Source organism: Polynucleobacter sp. AP-Sving-400A-A2 (assembly GCF_018688155.1).
Classification (GTDB): domain Bacteria; phylum Pseudomonadota; class Gammaproteobacteria; order Burkholderiales; family Burkholderiaceae; genus Polynucleobacter.
On record NZ_CP061312.1, the window covers coordinates 42,650 to 64,859 of the forward strand.

Below are 22,210 nucleotides of genomic sequence, written 5' to 3' on the forward strand. Positions count from 1 at the left end.
GCCTCCCAAAAGGAGTCGTTAGTTACGTTGGGTTTGATCTTTAGAGGTCAAACCCGATTTCATTTTTGATTGAAATCGGGTTTGCCTTCTGATACGACTGCAGAATGCAAGTTTGGTCGGACACTAGATCTTTTGATTTAGTGTTGTCCGCCAGTGATTGGTAGTGGCCAATCGCCAAATCTTTGTACAGTCGCTGAATTCGGAGATGAAATGAACTACAGCTTCACCGAACGCAAGCGAGTCCGTAAAAGCTTTGCTAAGCGAGTAAATAATCATCAGGTTCCATACCTGATCGCAACGCAGCTGGAATCCTACGCTAAATTTTTACAGGCTGAAAAGCCAGCTATGTCTCGTCTTACAGAGGGACTTCAGGCTGCCTTTACATCAGCATTCCCAATTGTGTCCAATAATGGCTATGCACGTATGGAATACGTGTCGTATCAATTGGCACAGCCACCATTTGACGTTAAAGAATGTCAACAGCGTGGCTACACATACCACTCAGCCTTACGTGCAAAAGTTCGCTTGATTATTTATGATCGCGAAGCACCTACTAAGGTTAAAGAGGTAAAAGAGAGCGAAGTCTACATGGGTGAAATTCCACTCATGACCGACAACGGCTCTTTTGTTATTAACGGTACTGAGCGCGTTATTGTTTCTCAGTTACACCGTTCCCCAGGCGTGTTCTTCGAACACGATAAGGGCAAGACACATAGCTCAGGTAAGTTGCTGTTCTCAGCACGCATCATTCCTTACCGTGGTTCATGGCTCGATTTTGAGTTTGATCCAAAAGACATTCTGTATTTCCGCGTTGACCGCCGTCGCAAGATGCCTGTCACCATTTTGCTTAAAGCAATTGGTTTAAACAACGAACAGATCCTTGCAAACTTCTTTAACTTTGACCATTTTGCATTGAGCGCAAACGGCGCATCAATGGAATTTGTACCAGAGCGTTTGCGTGGCCAAATGGCTAACTTTGATGTGCTCGACAAGAATGGCGTAGTCGTCATTCAAAAAGACAAGCGCATCAATGCAAAGCATATTCGTGAGCTCGAAGCCGCTAAGACTAAAAACATCGTAGTTCCAGATGACTACTTAGTTGGTCGCGTAGTTGCACGTAACATCATTGATCCAGACTCCGGTGAAATCTTGGCTTATGCTAATGATGAAATTACTGAGGAGTTGTTGGCTACATTGCGCGATGCAGGCATTAAGCAATTGGAAACCATCTATACCAATGATTTGGATTCTGGTGCATACATTTCACAGACATTGCGTACTGATGAAACTGCCGATCAAATGGCTGCTCGTATTGCCATCTATCGCATGATGCGTCCTGGTGAGCCGCCAACAGAAGATGCTGTTGAAGCCCTGTTCCAGCGCTTGTTCTACAACGAAGATAGCTACGATTTATCACGCGTTGGTCGTATGAAAGTAAACAGCCGTCTCGGTCGTTCTGAGATGGAAGGCAAAATGGTTTTGTCGGATGAAGATATCCTCGACACCATCAAGTCTTTAGTTGACTTGCGTAACGGCAAAGGCGAAGTCGATGACATCGATCACTTAGGCAATCGTCGCGTACGTTGCGTAGGTGAGTTGGCAGAGAATCAATTCCGTGCAGGTTTGTCACGTGTTGAGCGTGCGGTTAAAGAACGTCTCGGCCAGGCCGAAACAGAAAACCTCATGCCGCATGATTTGATTAACAGCAAGCCAATCTCTTCGGCGATTCGTGAGTTCTTCGGTTCTTCACAGTTGTCGCAGTTTATGGACCAAACAAACCCATTGTCAGAGATCACGCACAAGCGTCGTATTTCTGCATTGGGGCCTGGTGGTTTGACACGCGAGCGCGCAGGTTTCGAAGTGCGCGACGTGCATCCAACTCACTACGGACGTGTTTGTCCAATTGAAACTCCAGAAGGACCAAACATTGGTCTGATCAACTCACTCGCCTTGTTTGCGCGTTTGAATGAGCATGGATTCTTGGAAACGCCATATCGCAAGGTTGCTAATAGCAAGGTAAGCGATGAAGTAATGTATCTCTCTGCTATCGAAGAGGCGAAATACGTTATTGCCCAGGCAAATGCAACGATCGACAAAAACGGTAAGTTAGCTGACGAATTGGTTTCAGCGCGTCAAGCTGGTGAGACCATGATGGTTAGCCCAGAGCGTATCGATTTCATTGACGTTGCTCCTAGCCAAATCGTTTCTGCTGCCGCTTCATTGGTCCCATTCTTGGAGCACGATGATGCAAACCGTGCGTTGATGGGTGCAAATATGCAACGTCAAGCGGTTCCTTGCTTGCGTCCAGATAAGCCATTGGTCGGCACAGGTTTAGAGCGCATTGTTGCAGTTGACTCAGGTACGGTTATTTTGGCTTCCCGCGGTGGCATCGTTGATTATGTTGACGCAAACCGTGTCGTGATTCGTGTAAACGATGACGAGACGGCCGCTGGTGAAGTTGGTGTGGATATTTATAACCTTATCAAGTACACACGTTCAAACCAAAACACCAACATCAACCAACGTCCTATCGTTCAGGCTGGTGATCGTGTTGTCCGCGGCGACGTAGTTGCTGACGGTGCATCTACCGATTTGGGTGAATTGGCTTTGGGTCAAAACATGACTGTGGCATTTATGCCATGGAACGGTTACAACTTCGAAGATTCAATCTTGATCTCTGAGAAAGTGGTTGCTGACGACCGTTACACCTCTATTCATATTGAAGAGTTATCGGTTGTTGCTCGTGACACCAAACTGGGTTCAGAAGAAATTACGCGCGATATCTCCAATTTGGCTGAGTCACAACTCTCCCGTTTGGACGAAAGCGGTATTGTTTACATCGGTGCTGAAGTTGAAGCTGGTGACGTGTTGGTTGGTAAGGTAACTCCAAAGGGTGAGACTACTCTCACTCCAGAAGAGAAGTTACTGCGTGCGATCTTCGGTGAAAAAGCATCAGACGTTAAAGATACTTCTTTGCGCGTTCCATCTGGAATGATTGGTACCGTTATTGACGTTCAAGTCTTCACTCGTGAAGGTATTGAGCGCGATGCGCGTGCACAAGCCATTATTCAAGAAGAATTACAACGCTATCGTTTGGACTTAAACGACCAGTTGCGTATTGTTGAAGGCGATGCCTTCATGCGTTTAGAAAAGCTGTTGATTGGCAAAGTAGCTAACGGCGGCCCTAAGAAATTAGCTAAAGGCACAAAGATCGACAAGGAATACCTTGCTGACTTAGACAAATACCATTGGTTTGATGTTCGTCCAGCGGATGATGAAGTTGCCTCACAAGTTGAAGCAATTAAATCTTCTATCGAAGCGAAACGTAAGCAGTTTGATGAGGCCTTCGAAGAGAAGCGCACCAAGCTTACCCAAGGCGATGATTTGCAGCCTGGCGTAACCAAGATGGTTAAGGTGTACTTGGCCGTTAAGCGTCGCTTACAGCCTGGTGACAAGATGGCCGGTCGTCACGGTAACAAGGGTGTGGTTTCTAAAATTGCCCCTGCGGAAGACATGCCATTTATGGCTGACGGACGCCCTGTTGACATCGTCTTGAACCCATTGGGCGTTCCCTCCCGTATGAACGTAGGTCAGATCTTGGAAACCCACTTAGGTTGGGCAGCTCAAGGTATTGGTAAGCGTATTGATGAGATGGTTCGTCAGCAGGCTAAACAAGCTGAACTCCGTAAGTTCATGAAGCAGCTTTACAACGAAACCGGTCGTATCGAAGATATCGATAACTTCACTGATGAGCAGATCAATGTTTTGGCTGAGAATTTACGCCAAGGCTTGCCATTTGCTACTCCAGTGTTTGATGGTGCAACTGAAGCAGAAATCAGCCGCATGCTCGAGTTGGCATATCCAGAAGAAGTGGCTACTTCTTTGAAGATGACGCCATCACGTCAGCAAATGATTCTGTGCGATGGTCGTACTGGCGATCAGTTTGAGCGTCCAGTAACCGTTGGCGTAATGCACGTTTTGAAACTCCACCATTTGGTCGATGACAAGATGCACGCACGTTCAACCGGACCTTACTCGTTAGTAACGCAACAGCCACTGGGCGGTAAAGCTCAGTTTGGTGGACAGCGCTTTGGTGAAATGGAAGTTTGGGCCCTCGAAGCATACGGTGCTTCATATGTCTTGCAGGAAATGCTGACAGTGAAGTCCGATGACGTCGCAGGCCGTACCAAGGTTTACGAAAACATCGTCAAGGGCGAGCACACAATTGATGCTGGCATGCCCGAATCCTTCAACGTGTTGGTAAAAGAAATCCGCTCGTTGGGTATTGACATTGACATGGAGCGCAACTGATATGAAAGCATTGCTCGATTTATTTAAGCAAACGCAGGGTGATGAGCAGTTTGATGTCATCAAGATTGGTCTTGCATCCCCTGAGAAAATCCGCTCATGGTCTTTTGGTGAAGTACGCAAACCAGAAACCATCAACTACCGGACTTTTAAGCCCGAGCGTGATGGTTTGTTCTGCGCCAAGATTTTTGGACCAACCAAAGACTACGAGTGCTTATGCGGTAAGTACAAGCGTTTAAAGTTCCGCGGCGTTATCTGTGAGAAGTGCGGCGTTGAAGTTACGCTCGCTAAGGTACGTCGTGAGCGCATGGGCCACATTGAGTTGGCAGCCCCTGTAGCGCACATCTGGTTCTTGAAGTCCTTGCCATCCCGTTTGGGTATGGTTCTCGATATGACCCTTCGGGATATCGAACGCGTTCTTTACTTCGAAGCCTATGTCATTGTTGATCCTGGTATGACTCCTGAAGGCGCCATGAAGCGCGGCCAGATCATGTCCGAAGACGAGTACATTGCCAAGACTGAAGAGTATGGTGACGGTGCGTTTACTGCCATCATGGGCGCTGAAGGTATTCGTGATCTCTTGCGCTCGATTGATATCGATCGTGAAGTAGAGACCATTCGTGCCGACTTAAAAGCTACTGGTAGTGATGCCAAGATCAAGAAATACGCTAAGCGCTTAAAAGTGCTCGAGGCGTTCCAGACTTCAGGTATTAAGCCTGACTGGATGATCATGGAAGTATTGCCAGTATTGCCACCCGAATTGCGCCCATTGGTGCCATTGGATGGCGGTCGCTTTGCTACCTCCGATTTGAACGATCTTTATCGTCGTGTGATTAACCGTAATAACCGTTTAAAGCGTTTGTTAGAGTTGCGCGCACCAGAAATCATCGTTCGCAACGAAAAACGGATGTTGCAAGAAGCGGTTGACTCATTGCTCGACAACGGTCGTCGCGGTAAGGCTATGACTGGCGCTAACAAGCGTCCTCTCAAGTCCTTGGCTGAGATGATTAAAGGTAAGAGCGGTCGTTTCCGTCAAAACTTGTTGGGTAAACGTGTTGACTACTCGGGTCGTTCAGTCATCGTAGTTGGCCCAACATTGAAATTGCATCAGTGCGGCTTGCCAAAATTGATGGCCTTGGAATTGTTTAAACCGTTTATTTTCAACAAGCTTGAGACTTTAGGAATCGCAACTACGATTAAGGCTGCGAAGAAAGAAGTTGAAAGCCAGACTCCAATCGTTTGGGACATTCTCGAAGAAGTGATTCGTGAACATCCGATCATGTTGAATCGTGCGCCTACTTTGCACCGTCTTGGTATTCAGGCTTTCGAGCCAATGCTGATTGAAGGTAAGGCGATCCAATTGCATCCATTAGTCTGCGCGGCATTTAATGCCGACTTTGACGGTGACCAAATGGCGGTTCACGTTCCTTTGTCGCTCGAAGCGCAAATGGAAGCACGTACCTTGATGTTGGCTTCGAACAACGTATTGTTCCCAGCTAACGGCGAACCATCCATCGTTCCGTCTCAGGACGTGGTCTTGGGTCTGTACTATGCTACTCGTGACAAGATCAACGGTAAAGGCGAAGGTATGGTTTTCGCCAACATTACTGAAGTAATGCGTGCCTATGATGCTGGCCAGGTTGAATTAGCCTCCCGCGTTGCTGTACGTATTACCGAATTTGAGATCGTGGACAAAAAGGCAGAGGGCGATTCCCGTTTTGCTGAAAAGACTTCGATTTATCAAACCTCAGTTGGTCGTGCAATCTTGTCAGAAATCTTACCTAAGGGTATGACTTTTGAGGAAATCAATAAGCCTCTGAAGAAAAAAGAAATCTCACGCTTGATCAACACTTCATTCCGTAAGTGCGGTCTTCGTGAAACGGTGATTTTTGCTGACCGTCTCTTACAGTCCGGTTTCCGTTTGGCGACTAACGCCGGTATCTCGGTTGCAATCGACGATATGCTGATTCCTAGCTCTAAAGAGCGCATCATCACTGAAGCTTCAACTAAGGTTAAGGAATATGACAAGCAGTTCATGTCAGGTCTCGTAACCAATCAAGAGCGTTATAACAACGTGGTTGATATTTGGGGCGCTGCTGGTGACCAAGTTGGTAAGGCGATGATGGACGAGTTGTCACACGTTGACGTAATCGACCGTAACGGTAAAACTGTGCGCCAAGAATCCTTCAACTCCATCTACATGATGGCGGATTCTGGTGCGCGTGGATCTGCAGCGCAGATTCGTCAGTTAGCTGGTATGCGTGGTTTGATGGCCAAGCCTGATGGCTCCATTATTGAAACCCCAATTACTGCGAACTTCCGTGAAGGTTTGAATGTATTGCAGTACTTCATCTCAACCCATGGCGCACGTAAAGGTTTGGCTGATACTGCGCTGAAGACGGCGAACTCAGGTTACTTGACACGTCGTTTGTGTGACGTTACTCAAGACCTCGTTGTCATTGAGGATGATTGCGGAGCAACCTCTGGCGTAACGATGAAGGCGCTTGTTGAGGGCGGCGAAATTATCGAAGCATTGCGTGACCGTATTTTGGGTCGTGTATGTATTGATGACGTCGTTCATCCTGACACACAAGAAGTCATCGTTCCACACGACACCTTGCTCGACGAAGATCACGTTGATCAAATCGTTGCCTTAGGTATCGATGAAGTAAAAGTTCGCACAGTGTTGTCATGCTTAACTCGCTTTGGCTTGTGCGCTAAGTGCTACGGACGTGATTTAGGTCGCGGTGGCTTGGTGAACGTGGGTGAAGCAGTTGGCGTGATCGCTGCTCAGTCCATCGGTGAGCCAGGTACACAGTTGACTATGCGTACCTTCCACATTGGTGGCGCAGCGTCACGTGCATTGGTTGCAAGCAATATTGAAGCCAAGTCTAACGGCGCCTTGAAGTTCTCCGGCACGATGCGTGTTGTGAAGAACGCTAAAGGTGAGCAGATCGTGATTTCACGTTCTGGCGAAGCAGTCATCATTGACGATAACGGTCGTGAGCGTGAGCGTCATAAAGTGCCTTACGGTGCAACTCTCTTGTTTAAAGAAGATGCAGCAGTTAAGGCCGGCGCAAGCTTAGCTACATGGGATCCGTTAACACGTCCAATTATTTCTGAGTACGCTGGTATTGCTCGCTTTGACAACGTTGAAGAAGGCGTTACTGTAGCTAAGCAGGTTGACGAAGTAACTGGCCTGTCCACTTTGGTGGTGATTGACGGCAAGCGTCGTAGTGCTGCTAGCAAAGGCGTTCGCCCAATGATCAACTTAGTTGATGCCAAAGGTGGCGAAGTGATGATTGCGGGTACAGATCACCCAGTAAACATCGGCTTGCAAGTTGGCGCTTTGATCACTGTTAAAGATGGTCAAAAAGTTGAAGTTGGTGAAGTATTGGCGCGTATTCCAATCGAATCACAGAAGACTCGCGACATTACCGGCGGTTTGCCACGTGTTGCTGAATTGTTTGAAGCACGTTCACCAAAAGATGCTGCTGTATTGGCTAAAGTCACTGGAACTGTTTCCTTCGGTAAAGAAACCAAGGGTAAGCAGCGTTTAGTGATTACTGATATGGACGGCGAAGCTAATGAATTCTTGATTCCTAAAGAGAAACAAGTTCTCGTTCATGACGGTCAAGTTGTGAACAAGGGCGAGATGATTGTGGAAGGCCCTGCCGATCCACACGATATCTTGACACTCAGAGGTATTGAAGAGTTGGCGATTTACATCGTGGACGAAGTTCAAGACGTTTACCGTTTGCAAGGCGTGAAGATTAATGACAAGCACATTGAAGTGATCGTGCGTCAAATGTTGCGTCGCGTGCAAATTACTGATGGTGGCGATACTGCCTACATCACTGGTGAGCAAGTTGAGCGCTCTAAGTTGTATGACGCAAACGATGCTGTGATTGCTCAAGGTAAGCGCCCAGCCCAGTTCGAGAATGTGTTGCTCGGTATTACTAAGGCATCCTTGTCGACAGACAGCTTCATTTCAGCGGCTTCTTTCCAAGAAACCACCCGTGTATTGACCGAAGCCGCGATTATGGGCAAGACCGATACACTCCGTGGCCTCAAGGAAAACGTCATTATTGGCCGCCTGATTCCTGCTGGTACCGGCTTGTCTTACCGCCGTGCACGCAAGGTGAGGGAGCAATTCGAGCGTGATCGCGCTCAAATGATTGCCGCCGAAGAGGAAGCAATGGCTGATATGCCTGTAGAAATAGAGGCTGAAGTGATTGTTCCTGCTGGTGAGGCTGATCCGAGCTAATTTGGTAATTCTGGTCATAAATGGCCAGTTTTTTCCCCATTTGGTTGACGGAAAAGGCTGGCCAAGCTAGAATGCTGAGTTCTACTGATTCAGAAGAGGGTCTTTTTGACCTAGAAATTATCTAAGTCATTGATTTTCTTGAAGAAAGCAACAAAGAAGTACTAACCGAGCTATTTTATGCCAACAATTAATCAATTATTACGTAAGCCAAGAACACGGCTGACCGTTAAAAGTAAGAGCCCTGCGTTGCAAAACAGCCCGCAGCGCCGTGGTGTATGTACACGTGTGTACACAACCACTCCTAAGAAGCCTAACTCTGCTCTACGTAAAGTAGCTAAAGTTCGCTTAACCAATGGTTTTGAAGTCATTTCATACATTGGCGGTGAAGGCCATAACCTCCAGGAACACTCAGTTGTGTTGATCCGCGGTGGTCGTGTAAAGGATTTGCCGGGTGTTCGTTACCACATCGTTCGTGGCTCACTTGACTTGCAAGGTGTTAAAGACCGTAAGCAGTCACGTTCCAAGTACGGTGCTAAGCGCGCCAAAAAAGCTGCTTAATTTTTAAGAATTAAGCAGTAGTTTTTTGTATTAAGTCATTGTTTGTCAGACTCAAAAGACAAGTAAGTGGTTGTTCCGTTTAGAAGTTGATGTATTTCAACCGCTAAATAGTAGGACAACCGGAGCGGGTGATCCATGTGGGCCACCCCTAACTGAACTGAAGGAGTAGTTATGCCACGTCGTCGTGAAGTTCCCAAACGGGAAATCCTGCCTGATCCAAAATTCGGCAATGTAGAAGTAGCAAAATTCATGAACGTCCTGATGTTGGATGGCAAGAAATCGGTTGCAGAGCGTATCGTTTACGGCGCCTTTGATCACATCGAGAAAAAAGCAAATAAAGAACCACTCGAAATTTTCTCAACAGCTATGGGCAACGTTAAGCCAATGGTTGAGGTGAAGAGCCGTCGTGTTGGTGGCGCTAACTACCAGGTTCCTGTTGAAGTTCGCCCATCACGCCGTTCAGCTTTGGCAATGCGCTGGGTGCGCGAAGCCGCTAAAAAGCGCGGTGAAAAATCTATGGCCCAACGTTTAGCCAACGAATTATTAGAAGCTGCAGAAGGTCGCGGCGGAGCAATGAAGAAGCGTGAAGAAGTTCACCGTATGGCAGAAGCTAATAAAGCTTTCTCACATTTCCGCTTCTAATCGCACAGCAAAGAAAAGGTACCAACAGTGGCACGTAAAACCCCTATCGAAAGATACCGCAACATCGGTATTTCTGCGCATATTGACGCAGGTAAGACAACAACAACAGAACGTGTTTTGTTCTACACCGGTGTTAATCACAAAATTGGTGAAGTACATGATGGCGCTGCAACCATGGACTGGATGGAGCAAGAGCAAGAGCGTGGTATCACGATTACTTCTGCTGCTACTACAACATTCTGGAAGGGCATGGCTGGTAATTTTCCAGAGCACCGCATCAATATTATTGATACCCCAGGACACGTAGACTTCACGATTGAAGTTGAGCGTTCAATGCGCGTTTTGGATGGCGCTTGCATGGTCTACTGTGCCGTAGGTGGTGTACAGCCACAATCTGAAACTGTTTGGCGTCAAGCTAATAAATATCAAGTTCCACGTTTAGCATTCGTTAACAAGATGGACCGCACAGGCGCGAATTTCTTTAAGGTCTATGACCAGATGAAATTGCGCTTGAAGGCTAACCCTATCTTGATCCAAATCCCTATCGGCGCTGAAGAAAACTTCAAGGGCGTTGTGGACTTGGTCAAAATGAAGGCCATCTATTGGGACGAGGAATCACAAGGTACTAAATTTACCTACGAAGAAATTCCTGCTGAGTTACAAGCATCCGCTGAAGAGTGGCGTGAGAAGTTGCTTGAAGCCGCTGCTGAAAGCTCAGAAGAGTTGATGGAAAAATACCTTGGCGGTGAAGCATTGACCGAGGAAGAAATTAAAGCAGCATTGCGTCAACGCACAATCGCCAATGAAATCATTCCAATGATGTGTGGAACAGCTTTCAAAAATAAAGGTGTTCAGGCGATGTTGGACGCAGTTGTTGAATTGTTGCCATCACCATTAGATGTTCCGCCAGTTCCTTGTGAATTGGAAGACGGTACGCCTACAACACGTGAAGCTTCCGATAAGGAAAAATTCTCGGCATTGGCATTTAAGATCATGACTGATCCATTCGTAGGTCAGCTTATCTTCTTCCGCGTTTATTCAGGCATGATGAAATCTGGCGATACGATCTACAACCCAATCAAGGGCAAGAAAGAACGTGTTGGGCGCTTGCTGCAGATGCATGCAAATCAACGTGAAGAAATTAAAGAAGTCTACGCAGGTGATATCGCTGCAGCAGTTGGCCTAAAAGACGCAACTACTGGTGAAACCTTGTGTGATCCAGATAGCATTGTTATTTTGGAGCGCATGGTATTCCCAGAGCCAGTGATTTCACAAGCTGTTGAGCCTAAAACAAAGCCTGACCAAGAAAAAATGGGCCTTGCTTTGAATCGCTTGGCACAAGAAGACCCATCATTCCGCGTTAAAACGGATGAAGAGTCGGGTCAAACTATTATTTCTGGAATGGGCGAGCTCCACTTAGAGATTTTGGTTGATCGTATGCGTCGCGAGTTTGGCGTTGAGGCAACTGTTGGTAAGCCACAAGTGGCTTACCGCGAAACCATTCGTAAGGTTTGCGAAGAAATCGAAGGTAAGTTTGTTAAGCAGTCTGGTGGTCGTGGTCAGTATGGACACGTGGTATTGAAGCTTGAGCCACAAGCACCAGGTAAAGGATTTGAATTCATTGACGCTATTAAGGGTGGTGTAGTTCCACGTGAATACATTCCTGCAGTAGAAAAAGGAATTCGTGAGACCTTGAACTCAGGCATTTTGGCTGGCTACCCAGTTGTAGATATCAAGGCTACATTGTTCTTTGGCTCATACCATGATGTTGATTCCAACGAAAACGCTTTCAAGATGGCGGGTTCGATGGCATTTAAAGACGGTATGCGTAAAGCAGCACCAGTGTTGCTTGAGCCAATGATGGCTGTAGAAGTGGAAACACCAGAAGATTTCATGGGTAACGTCATGGGCGATCTTTCATCCCGTCGCGGTATTTTGCAGGGTATGGATGACATCCCAGGCGGTGGCAAGATAGTACGTGCTGAAGTGCCGTTAGCAGAGATGTTTGGCTACTCAACTGGCTTGCGCTCCTTAACCCAAGGTCGCGCTACCTACACCATGGAATTTAAGCATTACACAGAAGCACCTAAAAACGTAGCTGAAGCAGTCATGGCTGCTAAAGCGAAGTAATTAATCCACATTATTTTGAATATTGACTAGCTAAAGAAGGCAGACAAAAAAATGGCAAAAGAAAAGTTTGAGCGGACAAAACCGCACGTAAACGTTGGCACAATCGGTCACGTTGACCACGGTAAAACTACCTTGACAGCTGCAATTGCAACCGTGCTCTCTAAGCAGTTCGGTGGCGAAGCAAAAGCATACGATCAGATCGATGCTGCTCCAGAAGAAAAAGCACGCGGTATTACGATTAATACAGCGCACGTGGAGTATGAGACTGCCAATCGTCACTACGCACACGTTGATTGCCCAGGACATGCTGACTACGTCAAGAACATGATTACGGGCGCAGCTCAAATGGACGGCGCTATTTTGGTTTGCTCTGCAGCTGACGGCCCAATGCCACAAACGCGTGAGCACATCCTCTTGGCACGCCAAGTAGGTGTTCCTTACATCGTGGTGTTCTTGAACAAATGCGATATGGTTGATGATGCTGAATTGTTAGAGCTCGTTGAAATGGAAGTGCGTGAGCTTTTATCTAAGTATGACTTCCCAGGCGATGACACCCCAATCATTCAAGGTTCTGCTAAGTTAGCGCTTGAAGGCGACGAAGGCCCAATGGGTAAAGAAGCCATCATGAAATTGGCTGAAGCATTAGATACTTATATCCCAACTCCAGAGCGTGCAATTGACGGTGCGTTCTTGATGCCAGTAGAGGACGTGTTCTCTATCTCCGGTCGCGGTACTGTTGTAACAGGCCGTATCGAGCGCGGTATCGTTAAGGTTGGTGAAGAGATTGAAATTATCGGTATCAAGCCAACCCTCAAGACCACTTGTACTGGTGTTGAAATGTTCCGCAAATTGCTCGACCAAGGTCAAGCAGGCGATAACGTCGGTATCTTGTTACGCGGTACAAAACGTGAAGAAGTTGAGCGCGGCCAAGTATTGGCTAAGCCAGGTTCAATCACCCCACATACTCACTTTACAGCCGAGGTGTATATCTTGGGTAAAGATGAAGGTGGTCGTCATACACCATTCTTTAACAACTATCGTCCCCAGTTTTACTTCCGCACTACGGACGTCACTGGTTCAATCGAGTTGCCAAAAGACAAAGAAATGGTCATGCCTGGTGATAACGTCACGATTACCGTCAAACTCATCGCGCCAATCGCGATGGAAGAAGGTTTACGTTTTGCGATCCGCGAAGGTGGCCGTACTGTTGGCGCCGGTGTGGTTGCTAAGATTTTGGCTTAATAGATTTAAAGCGGTAGAAGTAAATATTATTTAGCGGTTTGCTAACCGGTGACATCAGTGCTGCTGATGTCACCGAGCTCTTTAGAAATATAACGTGGCAGCACCACAACGCTCTTTGGAATTAATATGCAAAACCAAAAAATTCGTATTCGTCTTAAAGCATTTGATTACCGTTTGATCGACCAGTCTGCAGCTGAAATCGTTGATACAGCTAAGCGCACTGGTGCAGTTGTTAAGGGTCCAGTACCTTTGCCAACCCGTATCGAGCGCTTTGACATTCTGCGTTCACCACACGTAAACAAGACTTCACGTGACCAGTTAGAGATTCGTACCCATCTGCGTTTGATGGATATCGTGGATCCTACAGAGAAAACAGTGGATGCCTTGATGAAATTAGATCTTCCAGCAGGTGTGGACGTCGAAATTAAGTTGCAGTAATTTAGTATTTTCAGTCTTAGCGCTTGCCAAGACTGACCTTTCGGGATAGAATCTAAGGCTTCGCTCAATTATTTGGGCGAATTTAAAGGTTTTATCAGCAATAAAAACGTTGTAACTTATTGATTTAGAAGTACTTTTACTTGTAAATCACTTAAATTAATTTTGCCGACCAATCGAAGTCGGCGTGGAGCATGAATATGAGCTTAGGCTTAATCGGTCGCAAGATCGGCATGACCCGTCTATTTACGGACGATGGGGAAGCAATTCCTGTCACCGTAATTGACGTGAGCGACAACAGAATCGCTCAAATCAAGACCCAGGCAACTGATGGCTATGATGCTATCCAGTTGGCACATGGCACACGTAGAGCTACTCGCGTTACCAAAGCAATGGCTGGTCACTTCGCTAAAGCGGGTGTGATGGCTGGTAACGGTCTCAACGAATTCCAATTAGATGCTGCAAAAATCGTAGAAATGGCACCAGGACAAGTAATTCCTGCTGACACTGCATTTGCTGCTGGCCAAAAAGTGGATGTACAAGGTGTAACGATTGGTAAAGGCTACGCCGGTACCATCAAGCGCCACCACTTCGCTTCAGGTCGTGCGTCACACGGTAACTCACGTTCACATAACGTGCCAGGTTCTATCGGTATGGCGCAAGATCCAGGTCGTGTTTTCCCAGGTAAGCGCATGACAGGCCACCTTGGTGACGAAACTCGTACTGTTCAAAATTTAGTCATCGCACGCATTGATGCAGAACGCAATCTCATCATGGTTAAAGGCGCTATTCCAGGTGCCCCAGGCGGTAAAGTGATTGTTACTCCAGCGGTGAAGACACCGTTGAAGAAGAAATAAGGAGAGCGAATATGGAACTTAAGCTTCTCCAAGACAACGGAACTTTAGGCGCAGGCGTTCAAGCCTCACCAGAAGTATTCGAGCGCGAATATAACGAAGCATTGGTACATCAAGTTGTTGTGGCTTACCAAGCGAATGCACGTAGCGGTAACCGTGCACAAAAAGACCGTGAGCAAGTTAAGCACACAACCAAAAAACCTTGGCGTCAAAAGGGTACTGGTCGTGCACGTGCTGGTATGAGCTCTTCCCCGCTGTGGCGTGGAGGTGGTCGTATATTCCCGAATTCACCTGAAGAAAATTTCAGCCAAAAAGTAAACAAGAAAATGTACCGCGCCGGTATGAGATCTATTTTGTCTCAGTTAGCTCGCGAAGGTCGTTTGAATGTTGTAGACCAATTTACTCTTGATGCTCCAAAAACTAAAGTTTTAGCTGACAAAGTTAAAGCAATGGGCTTGGATTCAGTCTTGATCATCGTTGATCAGGTTAGCGAGAATTTGTATTTGGCATCACGCAACTTGCATAAGGTTGCTGTATGTGAGCCACAGCACGCTGATCCATTAGCTTTAGTTCAATACAAAAAAGTATTGGTAAGCAAAGCAGCGATCGCAAAAATTGAGGAGTTGCTGAAATGAGCCAAGTCCGTAAAAACGATCACAGCTTGATGAAGGTTCTGCTTGGACCGGTTATCTCTGAAAAAGCCACTATGGTTGCAGAGAAAAACGAACAAGTGGTATTCCAAGTTACACGCGACGCCAATAAAAGCGATGTGAAACAGGCAGTTGAGTTGCTCTTTAAAGTGCAAGTTGACTCTGTTCAAATCGTCAATCAAAAAGGTAAGCCAAAGCGCTATGGCCGATTTGAGGGTCGTCGTGACCACACTAAGAAGGCCTACGTTAGCTTGAAGCCAGGTCAAGAAATTAACTTTGAAGCGGAGGCGAATTAATCATGCCTTTGATGAAGACAAAACCGACCTCACCAGGTCGTCGCTCAATGGTCAAGGTGGTCAATCCTGACCTGCATAAAGGTAAACCTTTTGCAGCGTTAGTAGAGCCACAGTTCCAAAAAGCAGGTCGTAATAATAATGGTCACATCACTACCCGTCATAAGGGTGGTGGTCATAAGCATCACTATCGTGTTGTTGATTTCAAACGCAACGACAAAGATGGTATTCCAGCAAAAGTAGAACGCCTAGAATACGATCCAAACCGCAGTGCAAATATTGCATTGATCGTGTTTGCTGATGGTGAGCGTCGCTATATTTTGGCTGCAAAAGGTATGACCGTTGGTCAACCATTGATGAGTGGCTCTGAAGCCCCAATCAAGTCTGGTAACAATTTGCCAATTCGCAACATTCCAGTTGGTAGCACGATTCACTGTGTAGAAATGTTGCCAGGTAAAGGTGCTCAAATCGCACGTTCAGCCGGTGGTTCTGCAGTGTTATTAGCTCGTGAAGGTGTATACGCTCAGGTGCGCTTGCGCTCTGGTGAAGTACGTCGTATTTTGATCGAGTGTCGCGCTACTATCGGTGAAGTTGGCAATGAAGAGCACAGCTTGCGCGTTATCGGTAAAGCTGGTGCAAATCGCTGGCGTGGTATTCGCCCAACCGTTCGCGGTGTGGCAATGAACCCAGTAGATCACCCACACGGTGGTGGTGAAGGTAGAACTGGCGAAGGCCGTGTACCTGTCTCCCCATGGGGCACACCAACTAAAGGTTATCGTACACGTCGCAATAAGCGTACAACTTCGATGATCGTTCAACGTCGTCAAAAACGTTAAGCGATAAGGATAAATAGATATGACACGTTCAGCTAAAAAAGGCCCATTTTGCGAAGCCAGCTTAGTAAATAAAGTTGAAGTCGCACAAGCCAACAAAGACAAAAAGCCGATTAAAACTTGGTCACGCCGTTCAACAATCCTCCCAGACTTTATTGGTCTGACGATTGCTGTACATAACGGTCGTCAACACGTTCCGGTATATGTATCAGAAAACATGGTGGGTCATAAGTTAGGCGAATTTGCCTTGACCCGTACTTTCAAAGGTCACGCTGCTGACAAGAAAGTAACGAAGAAGTAAGGGGATGATGATGGAAGTTAAAGCTATTCACAAAGGCGCCCGCATTTCTGCGCAAAAGACACGTTTGGTCGCTGATCAGATTCGTGGTTTGCCGATTGCACGCGCATTGAACATTTTGAATTTCAGCCCCAAGAAAGCTGCCTTCATTGTGAAGAAAGTTGTTGAGTCCGCAATGGCCAACGCTGAACACAATAAGGGTGCTGATATTGATGAGCTCAAGGTTTCAACAATTATTGTTGATAAGGGTACTTCCTTGAAGCGCTTCACAGCACGCGCTAAGGGTCGTGGCAATCAAATCGAAAAACAAACATGTCACATTACCGTGACCTTGAGTAACTAAGGGAAGATATGGGACAAAAGATAAACCCAACCGGATTCCGACTCTCGGTAACGAAGAACTGGACATCAAAGTGGTATGCAAACAATACAGACTTTGCAAAGATGCTCAAAGAGGACGTAGATGTCCGCATCTATTTAAAAAAGAAATTAAAGAATGCATCTGTTAGCAAGGTAATCATCGAGCGTCCTGCAAAGAACGCACGTATTACTATCTATAGCTCACGTCCAGGTGTTGTGATCGGTAAAAAAGGCGAAGATATTGAAGTTCTCCGCCGTGAACTCCAAAAGCGTATGGGCGTTCCAGTCCACGTGAATATCGAAGAAATTCGTAAGCCTGAAGTGGATGCACAATTGATTGCTGATTCTATTACTCAGCAGTTAGAGAAGCGCATCATGTTCCGTCGTGCAATGAAGCGTGCAATGCAAAATGCAATGCGCCTTGGCGCACAAGGAATCAAGATCATGTCCTCTGGTCGTTTGAACGGTGCCGAAATTGCACGTCGCGAATGGTACCGTGAAGGACGTGTTCCACTTCATACATTGAAGGCTGATATTGATTACGCTACATCAGAAGCGGAAACAACATACGGCATCATCGGTGTAAAAGTTTGGGTTTACAAAGGCGACACATTAGGTCGCGGTGCTGATGCTCCAGCTGTAACAGCAGAGCCAGTAGCTGATGAGAAGAAGCCGCGTCGCGCACCAGCGAAAACAACCGCACGCAAACCAGCAGCTGACAGCAAGCCTTTGGTTGCTGCTAAGCCAACAGTGAAGCGTGTACCGAAAGCCGTTGAAGCCGCAAGTGCTGAAGCGCAGAAGTCAGGAGAGTAAGCATGCTACAACCAAAGCGTCGTAAGTATCGCAAGGAGCAAAAGGGACGTAACACTGGCGTGGCAACACGCGGTAGTTCAGTAGCCTTTGGTGACTTTGGATTGAAAGCTATTGGCCGTGGTCGTTTGACTGCACGTCAGATTGAATCTGCACGTCGCGCAATGACCCGTCACATTAAGCGTGGTGGTCGTATCTGGATTCGTATTTTCCCAGACAAGCCAATTTCACAAAAGCCAGCTGAAGTACGTATGGGTAACGGTAAAGGTAATCCAGAGTACTACGTAGCAGAAATTCAACCTGGCAAGATTTTGTACGAGATGGATGGAGTGGATGAAACATTGGCGCGCGAAGCTTTCAAGCTTGCAGCTGCTAAGTTGCCATTACAAACCACTTTCGTGATTCGCCACTTAGGTTGATCGGGATAGAAATTATGAAAAAGACAGAATTAGCATCCAAAGACCTGGTTGCCTTGAACGCAGAATTGACAGAGCTCTTGAAGACAAGCTTCAAGCTCCGTATGCAAAAAGGTACTCAGCAACTAACAAATACCAGCCAATTGGGTAAGACTAAGCGTGAAATTGCTCGCGTAAAGACGTTTATTACTCAAAAAACTGCACAGAAATAAGGAAAAAGGGATATGACGGAATTATCTAAACCCTTGCGCCGCACCCTAGTGGGTCGTGTCGTTAGCGATAAAATGCAAAAAACTGTGACTGTGCTAGTTGAGCGTCAAGTAAAACATGCGCTTTATGGCAAATATGTTGGACAGTCCAAAAAATACCACGCTCATGACGAAGCTGGTCAATACAAGATGGGTGATACCGTTGAAATTGCTGAATCTAGGCCAATTTCACGTACTAAATCTTGGGTGGTGACCCGTTTAGTTCAGGAGTCAAAGGGTATTTAAAGAAATGTTAGGGATTTTGGCAAAATCTATTGCCAAGTCCCCGTTTTGCGTAGTATGATAGTCGGCTTCTCTGGTTTTATTGGGGAAGCAGTGTTTTTTCATTAATTCCGGGTTTTAGCTTTCGTTAAAGCCCATAGACGGAACCAAGACTGTTTGCCTTTGGCTAACAAGTTGGGGATTAAAAAATGATTCAGACCGAAAGTAGATTACAGGTCGCCGATAACACAGGCGCCAGTGAAGTTTTGTGCATCAAGGTACTGGGCGGCTCTAAGCGTCGTTATGCCAGTATCGGTGATGTCATTAAGGTGACTGTTAAGTCCGCCGCTCCACGTGGCCGTGTAAAAAAAGGTGACATTTATAACGCCGTAGTGGTGAGAACCGCTAAAGGTGTACGCCGTCCAGATGGTTCATTGATTAAGTTCGATGGCAACGCTGCGGTATTGCTCAACGCTAAGTTAGAGCCAATTGGCACACGTATCTTTGGACCAGTCACACGCGAATTGCGTACTGAAAAGTTCATGAAGATCGTTTCTCTCGCCCCCGAAGTGATTTAAGAGGCTGATATGAAAAAGATTCGTAAAGGTGATTCAGTGGTTCTGTTGACTGGCCGCGATAAGGGCAAGCAAGGAACTGTTACAGCCGTCCTCGAGAACAAATTAGTGATCGAAGGCGTAAATATTTACAAAAAGAGCGTTAAGCCAAATCCAGCGGCCGGTCTTACAGGCGGCATGATTGACAAGACGATGCCTGTTCACATTTCTAATGTGGCTGTGGTTGACGGTAACGGCAAACCATCACGTGTTGGTATCAAACTCGTGGACGGTAAAAAGCAACGTTTCCTCAAAACCACTGGCGCAACTTTAAGCGCATAAGGGGCACGGAGAAATTATGAGTACACGTTTTCAAGAACACTATCAAGCAAAAGTTGTTGCTGATTTAATGACCAAGTTTGGCTACAAGTCAATCATGGAAGTTCCACGTATCACTAAGGTAACCCTGAATATGGGCTTGGGCGATGCAGTGAACGATAAGAAAATTATCGAAAATGCAGTTGGTGATTTGACTAAAGTAGCAGGTCAAAAGCCAGTTGTGACAAAAGCTAAAAAAGCGATTGCTGGTTTCAAGATTCGTCAAGGTTACCCAATCGGTGCCATGGTGACATTGCGTGGCGCACGCATGTACGAATTCTTAGACCGTTTCGTGACTGTTGCTTTGCCACGCGTACGTGACTTCCGCGGAATTTCCGGCAAGGCATTTGACGGCCGTGGTAACTACAACATTGGCGTTAAAGAGCAAATCATTTTCCCTGAGATCGAATACGACAAAATTGATGCCCTCCGTGGCCTCAACATTAGTATTACGACGACCGCTAAGACTGACGAAGAAGCAAAAGCTTTGTTAGCAGCGTTCAAATTCCCTTTCCGCAATTAAGAGGCTAACGTGGCAAAACTATCCCTAATTGAGCGCGAGAATAAGCGCGCAAAAACTGTAGAGAAGTACGCTGTAAAGCGTGCAGAACTCAAAGCAATCATCGCTGATCAATCACGCAGTGATGAAGAGCGCTATGAGGCTCGCTTGAAGCTACAGGCACTTCCACGTAACGCAAGCCCGATTCGTCAAAGAAATCGTTGTTCATTAACCGGTCGTCCGCGCGGTGTATTCAGTAAGTTTGGTTTAGCGCGTAGCAAAATTCGTGAAATCGCCTTTCGTGGCGAAATCCCCGGTTTAACCAAGGCCAGCTGGTAAGCGGCGAAAGAATTAGGAGAACTCATGAGTATCAGCGATCCAATCGCCGACATGTTGACAAGGATCCGCAATGCGCAAGCAGTGCAGAAACCCGTAGTCTTGATGCCGTCGTCAAAAGTTAAAGTAGCTATTGCAAAAGTCTTGCAGGATGAAGGTTATATCGATAGTTTTGAAATCAAAGGTGAAGCAGCTAAGCCAGTGCTACACATTGAACTCAAATACTACGCAGGCCGTCCTGTTATTGAGCGTATTGACCGTGTTTCTACACCAAGTCTACGTATCTACAAAGGCCGCCACGACATTCCTGAAGTAATGAATGGCTTGGGTATTGCAATTATTTCAACCCCACAAGGCGTAATGACAGACCGCAAAGCACGTGCAAACGGCGTTGGTGGCGAAGTTATTTGCTACGTCGCGTAAGGAGAGAAATATGTCCCGCGTTGGTAAATCACCTATTCCAGTCCCTAAGGGCGCTGAAATCAGCATCAACGGTGCAAACATTACTGTTAAGGGCCCATTGGGCACTTTGACACATAACTTGCATCCTTCTGTTGGTTTAAAACAAGAAGACAGCGTATTGACAGTTGTTTTAAACAACAACACACCAGAAGCTGGTGCACAGTCAGGTACAGCCCGCGCTTTGGTAAACAACATGGTTGTTGGCGTAACTGCTGGCTTTGAGCGCAAGCTCAGCTTGGTAGGCGTTGGTTACCGTGCTGCTGCCCAAGGCGATTCATTGAAATTGCAGTTAGGTTTCTCACACGACATTATTTACAACCTGCCAAAGGGCGTAAAAGCTGAGACCCCAACTCAAACTGAAATCATTATTAAAGGTTCCAACAAGCAGCAAGTTGGCCAGGTTGCAGCTGAAGTTCGCGCATACCGTTCACCAGAGCCATACAAGGGCAAAGGCGTTCGCTACGTGGATGAGGTTGTGCACCTGAAAGAAACTAAGAAGAAGTAAGCGAGATTAGAAAATGAATAAAGACGAATCCAGACAAAGACGTGCTAGGCAGACTCGTATTCGCATTGCCGAAGCATTGGCAAATCGCTTAACAGTTATCCGTAGCAATACACATATTTCTGCGCAGGTTTATAGCCCATGCGGAACCAAAGTTGTAGCAGCTGCTTCAACAATGGAAAAAGATTTGCGCCAAGCGATCAAAAACGGCGGCAACGCTGAAGCGGCTAAACAAATCGGCAAGTTAGTTGCTGAGCGTGCTGTTAAGGCAGGCATTGTTGATGTTGCTTTTGATCGTTCCGGTCATCGTTACCACGGCCGTATTAAGGCCTTAGCTGAAGCTGCGCGTGAAGCCGGCCTGAAGTTCTAATAGGGTTTAGGAAAAAACATGGCAAAAATGCAAACTAAGATGCAAAACGAAGAGCGTGATGACGGTCTTCGCGAGAAGATGATCGCTGTAAATCGTGTAACTAAAGTGGTTAAGGGCGGTCGTATTCTCGGCTTCGCTGCACTCACTGTAGTTGGCGATGGCGATGGTCGTATCGGTATGGGTAAAGGCAAGTCAAAAGAAGTTCCAGTTGCTGTTCAAAAGGCAATGGACGAAGCACGTCGCAAGATGATCAAGGTCTCCTTACGTAAGGGCACTTTGCAACATACTGTTACTGGACAACATGGCGCTTCACGTGTTTTGATCTCTCCAGCAAAAGATGGAACTGGAATCATTGCCGGCGGCCCAATGCGCGCTATTTTTGATGTGATGGGCGTAACGAACGTAGTGGCTAAGTCACTCGGCTCTACAAACCCCTACAACTTGGTTCGTGCAACGATTAATGGTTTGAGCAAGATGAGTACTCCTGCTGAGATTGCTGCTAAGCGCGGTAAGTCAGTTGAAGAGATTCTCGGCTAAGACCAA

At 46.6% G+C, this 22,210-nt stretch carries 25 protein-coding genes; all 25 read left to right on the forward strand.

The features are described 5' to 3' along the window. The first annotated feature begins 210 nt into the window (after positions 1-210). The 25 genes from rpoB (at position 211) to rpsE (ending at position 22,204) form a co-directional block, all read left to right on the forward strand. A complete protein-coding gene (rpoB, locus tag C2758_RS00260) occupies positions 211-4,311 on the forward strand; it encodes a DNA-directed RNA polymerase subunit beta (RefSeq protein ID WP_215328347.1) in 4,101 nt (1,366 codons plus the stop codon). A gap of 1 nt (position 4,312) precedes the next feature. Then, on the forward strand, positions 4,313-8,575 hold the full coding sequence (rpoC, locus tag C2758_RS00265) for a DNA-directed RNA polymerase subunit beta' (protein WP_215328348.1): 4,263 nt from the start codon (positions 4,313-4,315) through the stop codon (positions 8,573-8,575). A gap of 177 nt (positions 8,576-8,752) precedes the next feature. Further along, complete coding sequence (rpsL, locus tag C2758_RS00270; RefSeq protein ID WP_041484791.1) at positions 8,753-9,133, forward strand: 30S ribosomal protein S12; 381 nt, start codon at positions 8,753-8,755, stop codon at positions 9,131-9,133. 171 nt (positions 9,134-9,304) lie between these two features. Beyond that, positions 9,305-9,775, forward strand: coding sequence for a 30S ribosomal protein S7 (gene rpsG / locus C2758_RS00275; RefSeq protein WP_011901897.1), 471 nt, complete (start codon positions 9,305-9,307; stop codon positions 9,773-9,775). Between the two features lie 27 nt (positions 9,776-9,802). Next, positions 9,803-11,905: an elongation factor G gene (gene fusA, locus C2758_RS00280; RefSeq protein ID WP_215328350.1), complete on the forward strand. Its 2,103-nt coding sequence runs from the start codon at positions 9,803-9,805 to the stop codon at positions 11,903-11,905. Positions 11,906-11,956: 51 nt separating this feature from the next. Beyond that, a complete protein-coding gene (gene tuf, locus C2758_RS00285; protein ID WP_215328337.1) occupies positions 11,957-13,147 on the forward strand; it encodes an elongation factor Tu in 1,191 nt (396 codons plus the stop codon). A gap of 126 nt (positions 13,148-13,273) precedes the next feature. Next, on the forward strand, positions 13,274-13,585 hold the full coding sequence (gene rpsJ / locus C2758_RS00290; RefSeq protein WP_011901899.1) for a 30S ribosomal protein S10: 312 nt from the start codon (positions 13,274-13,276) through the stop codon (positions 13,583-13,585). A 197-nt stretch (positions 13,586-13,782) separates the two neighbouring features. Next, positions 13,783-14,439, forward strand: a complete 657-nt coding sequence (gene rplC, locus C2758_RS00295; RefSeq protein ID WP_215329970.1) for a 50S ribosomal protein L3 — start codon at positions 13,783-13,785, stop codon at positions 14,437-14,439. An 11-nt stretch (positions 14,440-14,450) separates the two neighbouring features. Next, positions 14,451-15,071 (forward strand): 50S ribosomal protein L4, encoded by a 621-nt coding sequence (gene rplD, locus C2758_RS00300; protein ID WP_215328351.1) that lies wholly within the window; start codon positions 14,451-14,453, stop codon positions 15,069-15,071. After that, the gene (rplW, locus tag C2758_RS00305; RefSeq protein ID WP_076024545.1) at positions 15,068-15,382 is read left to right on the forward strand and encodes a 50S ribosomal protein L23; all 315 of its coding nucleotides are present in this window, start codon (positions 15,068-15,070) and stop codon (positions 15,380-15,382) included. The genes rplD and rplW overlap by 4 nt, the downstream gene beginning before the upstream one ends. Before the next feature lie 2 nt (positions 15,383-15,384). Next, the gene (gene rplB, locus C2758_RS00310; RefSeq protein WP_215305633.1) at positions 15,385-16,215 is read left to right on the forward strand and encodes a 50S ribosomal protein L2; all 831 of its coding nucleotides are present in this window, start codon (positions 15,385-15,387) and stop codon (positions 16,213-16,215) included. 19 nt (positions 16,216-16,234) lie between these two features. After that, positions 16,235-16,513, forward strand: a complete 279-nt coding sequence (gene rpsS, locus C2758_RS00315; RefSeq protein ID WP_046329379.1) for a 30S ribosomal protein S19 — start codon at positions 16,235-16,237, stop codon at positions 16,511-16,513. A gap of 7 nt (positions 16,514-16,520) precedes the next feature. Beyond that, positions 16,521-16,853, forward strand: a complete 333-nt coding sequence (rplV, locus tag C2758_RS00320) for a 50S ribosomal protein L22 (protein ID WP_205621309.1) — start codon at positions 16,521-16,523, stop codon at positions 16,851-16,853. Positions 16,854-16,861: 8 nt separating this feature from the next. Beyond that, on the forward strand, positions 16,862-17,683 hold the full coding sequence (gene rpsC, locus C2758_RS00325; protein ID WP_215308688.1) for a 30S ribosomal protein S3: 822 nt from the start codon (positions 16,862-16,864) through the stop codon (positions 17,681-17,683). Positions 17,684-17,685: 2 nt separating this feature from the next. Next, complete coding sequence (gene rplP, locus C2758_RS00330) at positions 17,686-18,099, forward strand: 50S ribosomal protein L16 (RefSeq protein WP_088526677.1); 414 nt, start codon at positions 17,686-17,688, stop codon at positions 18,097-18,099. A 14-nt stretch (positions 18,100-18,113) separates the two neighbouring features. Beyond that, positions 18,114-18,308, forward strand: a complete 195-nt coding sequence (rpmC, locus tag C2758_RS00335) for a 50S ribosomal protein L29 (protein ID WP_015420239.1) — start codon at positions 18,114-18,116, stop codon at positions 18,306-18,308. Between the two features lie 12 nt (positions 18,309-18,320). Beyond that, positions 18,321-18,590, forward strand: coding sequence for a 30S ribosomal protein S17 (rpsQ, locus tag C2758_RS00340; RefSeq protein WP_046329381.1), 270 nt, complete (start codon positions 18,321-18,323; stop codon positions 18,588-18,590). A 185-nt stretch (positions 18,591-18,775) separates the two neighbouring features. Continuing rightward, complete coding sequence (rplN, locus tag C2758_RS00345) at positions 18,776-19,144, forward strand: 50S ribosomal protein L14 (RefSeq protein ID WP_015420241.1); 369 nt, start codon at positions 18,776-18,778, stop codon at positions 19,142-19,144. 9 nt (positions 19,145-19,153) lie between these two features. After that, positions 19,154-19,462: a 50S ribosomal protein L24 gene (gene rplX / locus C2758_RS00350; protein WP_215328353.1), complete on the forward strand. Its 309-nt coding sequence runs from the start codon at positions 19,154-19,156 to the stop codon at positions 19,460-19,462. Positions 19,463-19,478: 16 nt separating this feature from the next. Beyond that, positions 19,479-20,021: a 50S ribosomal protein L5 gene (gene rplE, locus C2758_RS00355; RefSeq protein WP_215328355.1), complete on the forward strand. Its 543-nt coding sequence runs from the start codon at positions 19,479-19,481 to the stop codon at positions 20,019-20,021. A gap of 9 nt (positions 20,022-20,030) precedes the next feature. Continuing rightward, the gene (gene rpsN / locus C2758_RS00360) at positions 20,031-20,336 is read left to right on the forward strand and encodes a 30S ribosomal protein S14 (RefSeq protein ID WP_015420244.1); all 306 of its coding nucleotides are present in this window, start codon (positions 20,031-20,033) and stop codon (positions 20,334-20,336) included. 24 nt (positions 20,337-20,360) lie between these two features. Beyond that, positions 20,361-20,756, forward strand: coding sequence for a 30S ribosomal protein S8 (gene rpsH, locus C2758_RS00365; RefSeq protein ID WP_015420245.1), 396 nt, complete (start codon positions 20,361-20,363; stop codon positions 20,754-20,756). Between the two features lie 10 nt (positions 20,757-20,766). Further along, positions 20,767-21,300 (forward strand): 50S ribosomal protein L6, encoded by a 534-nt coding sequence (gene rplF, locus C2758_RS00370; RefSeq protein WP_215328356.1) that lies wholly within the window; start codon positions 20,767-20,769, stop codon positions 21,298-21,300. A 13-nt stretch (positions 21,301-21,313) separates the two neighbouring features. Next, positions 21,314-21,667, forward strand: coding sequence for a 50S ribosomal protein L18 (rplR, locus tag C2758_RS00375; protein ID WP_046329386.1), 354 nt, complete (start codon positions 21,314-21,316; stop codon positions 21,665-21,667). Positions 21,668-21,685: 18 nt separating this feature from the next. After that, positions 21,686-22,204, forward strand: coding sequence for a 30S ribosomal protein S5 (rpsE, locus tag C2758_RS00380; protein ID WP_215328357.1), 519 nt, complete (start codon positions 21,686-21,688; stop codon positions 22,202-22,204). Positions 22,205-22,210 lie beyond the last annotated feature (6 nt).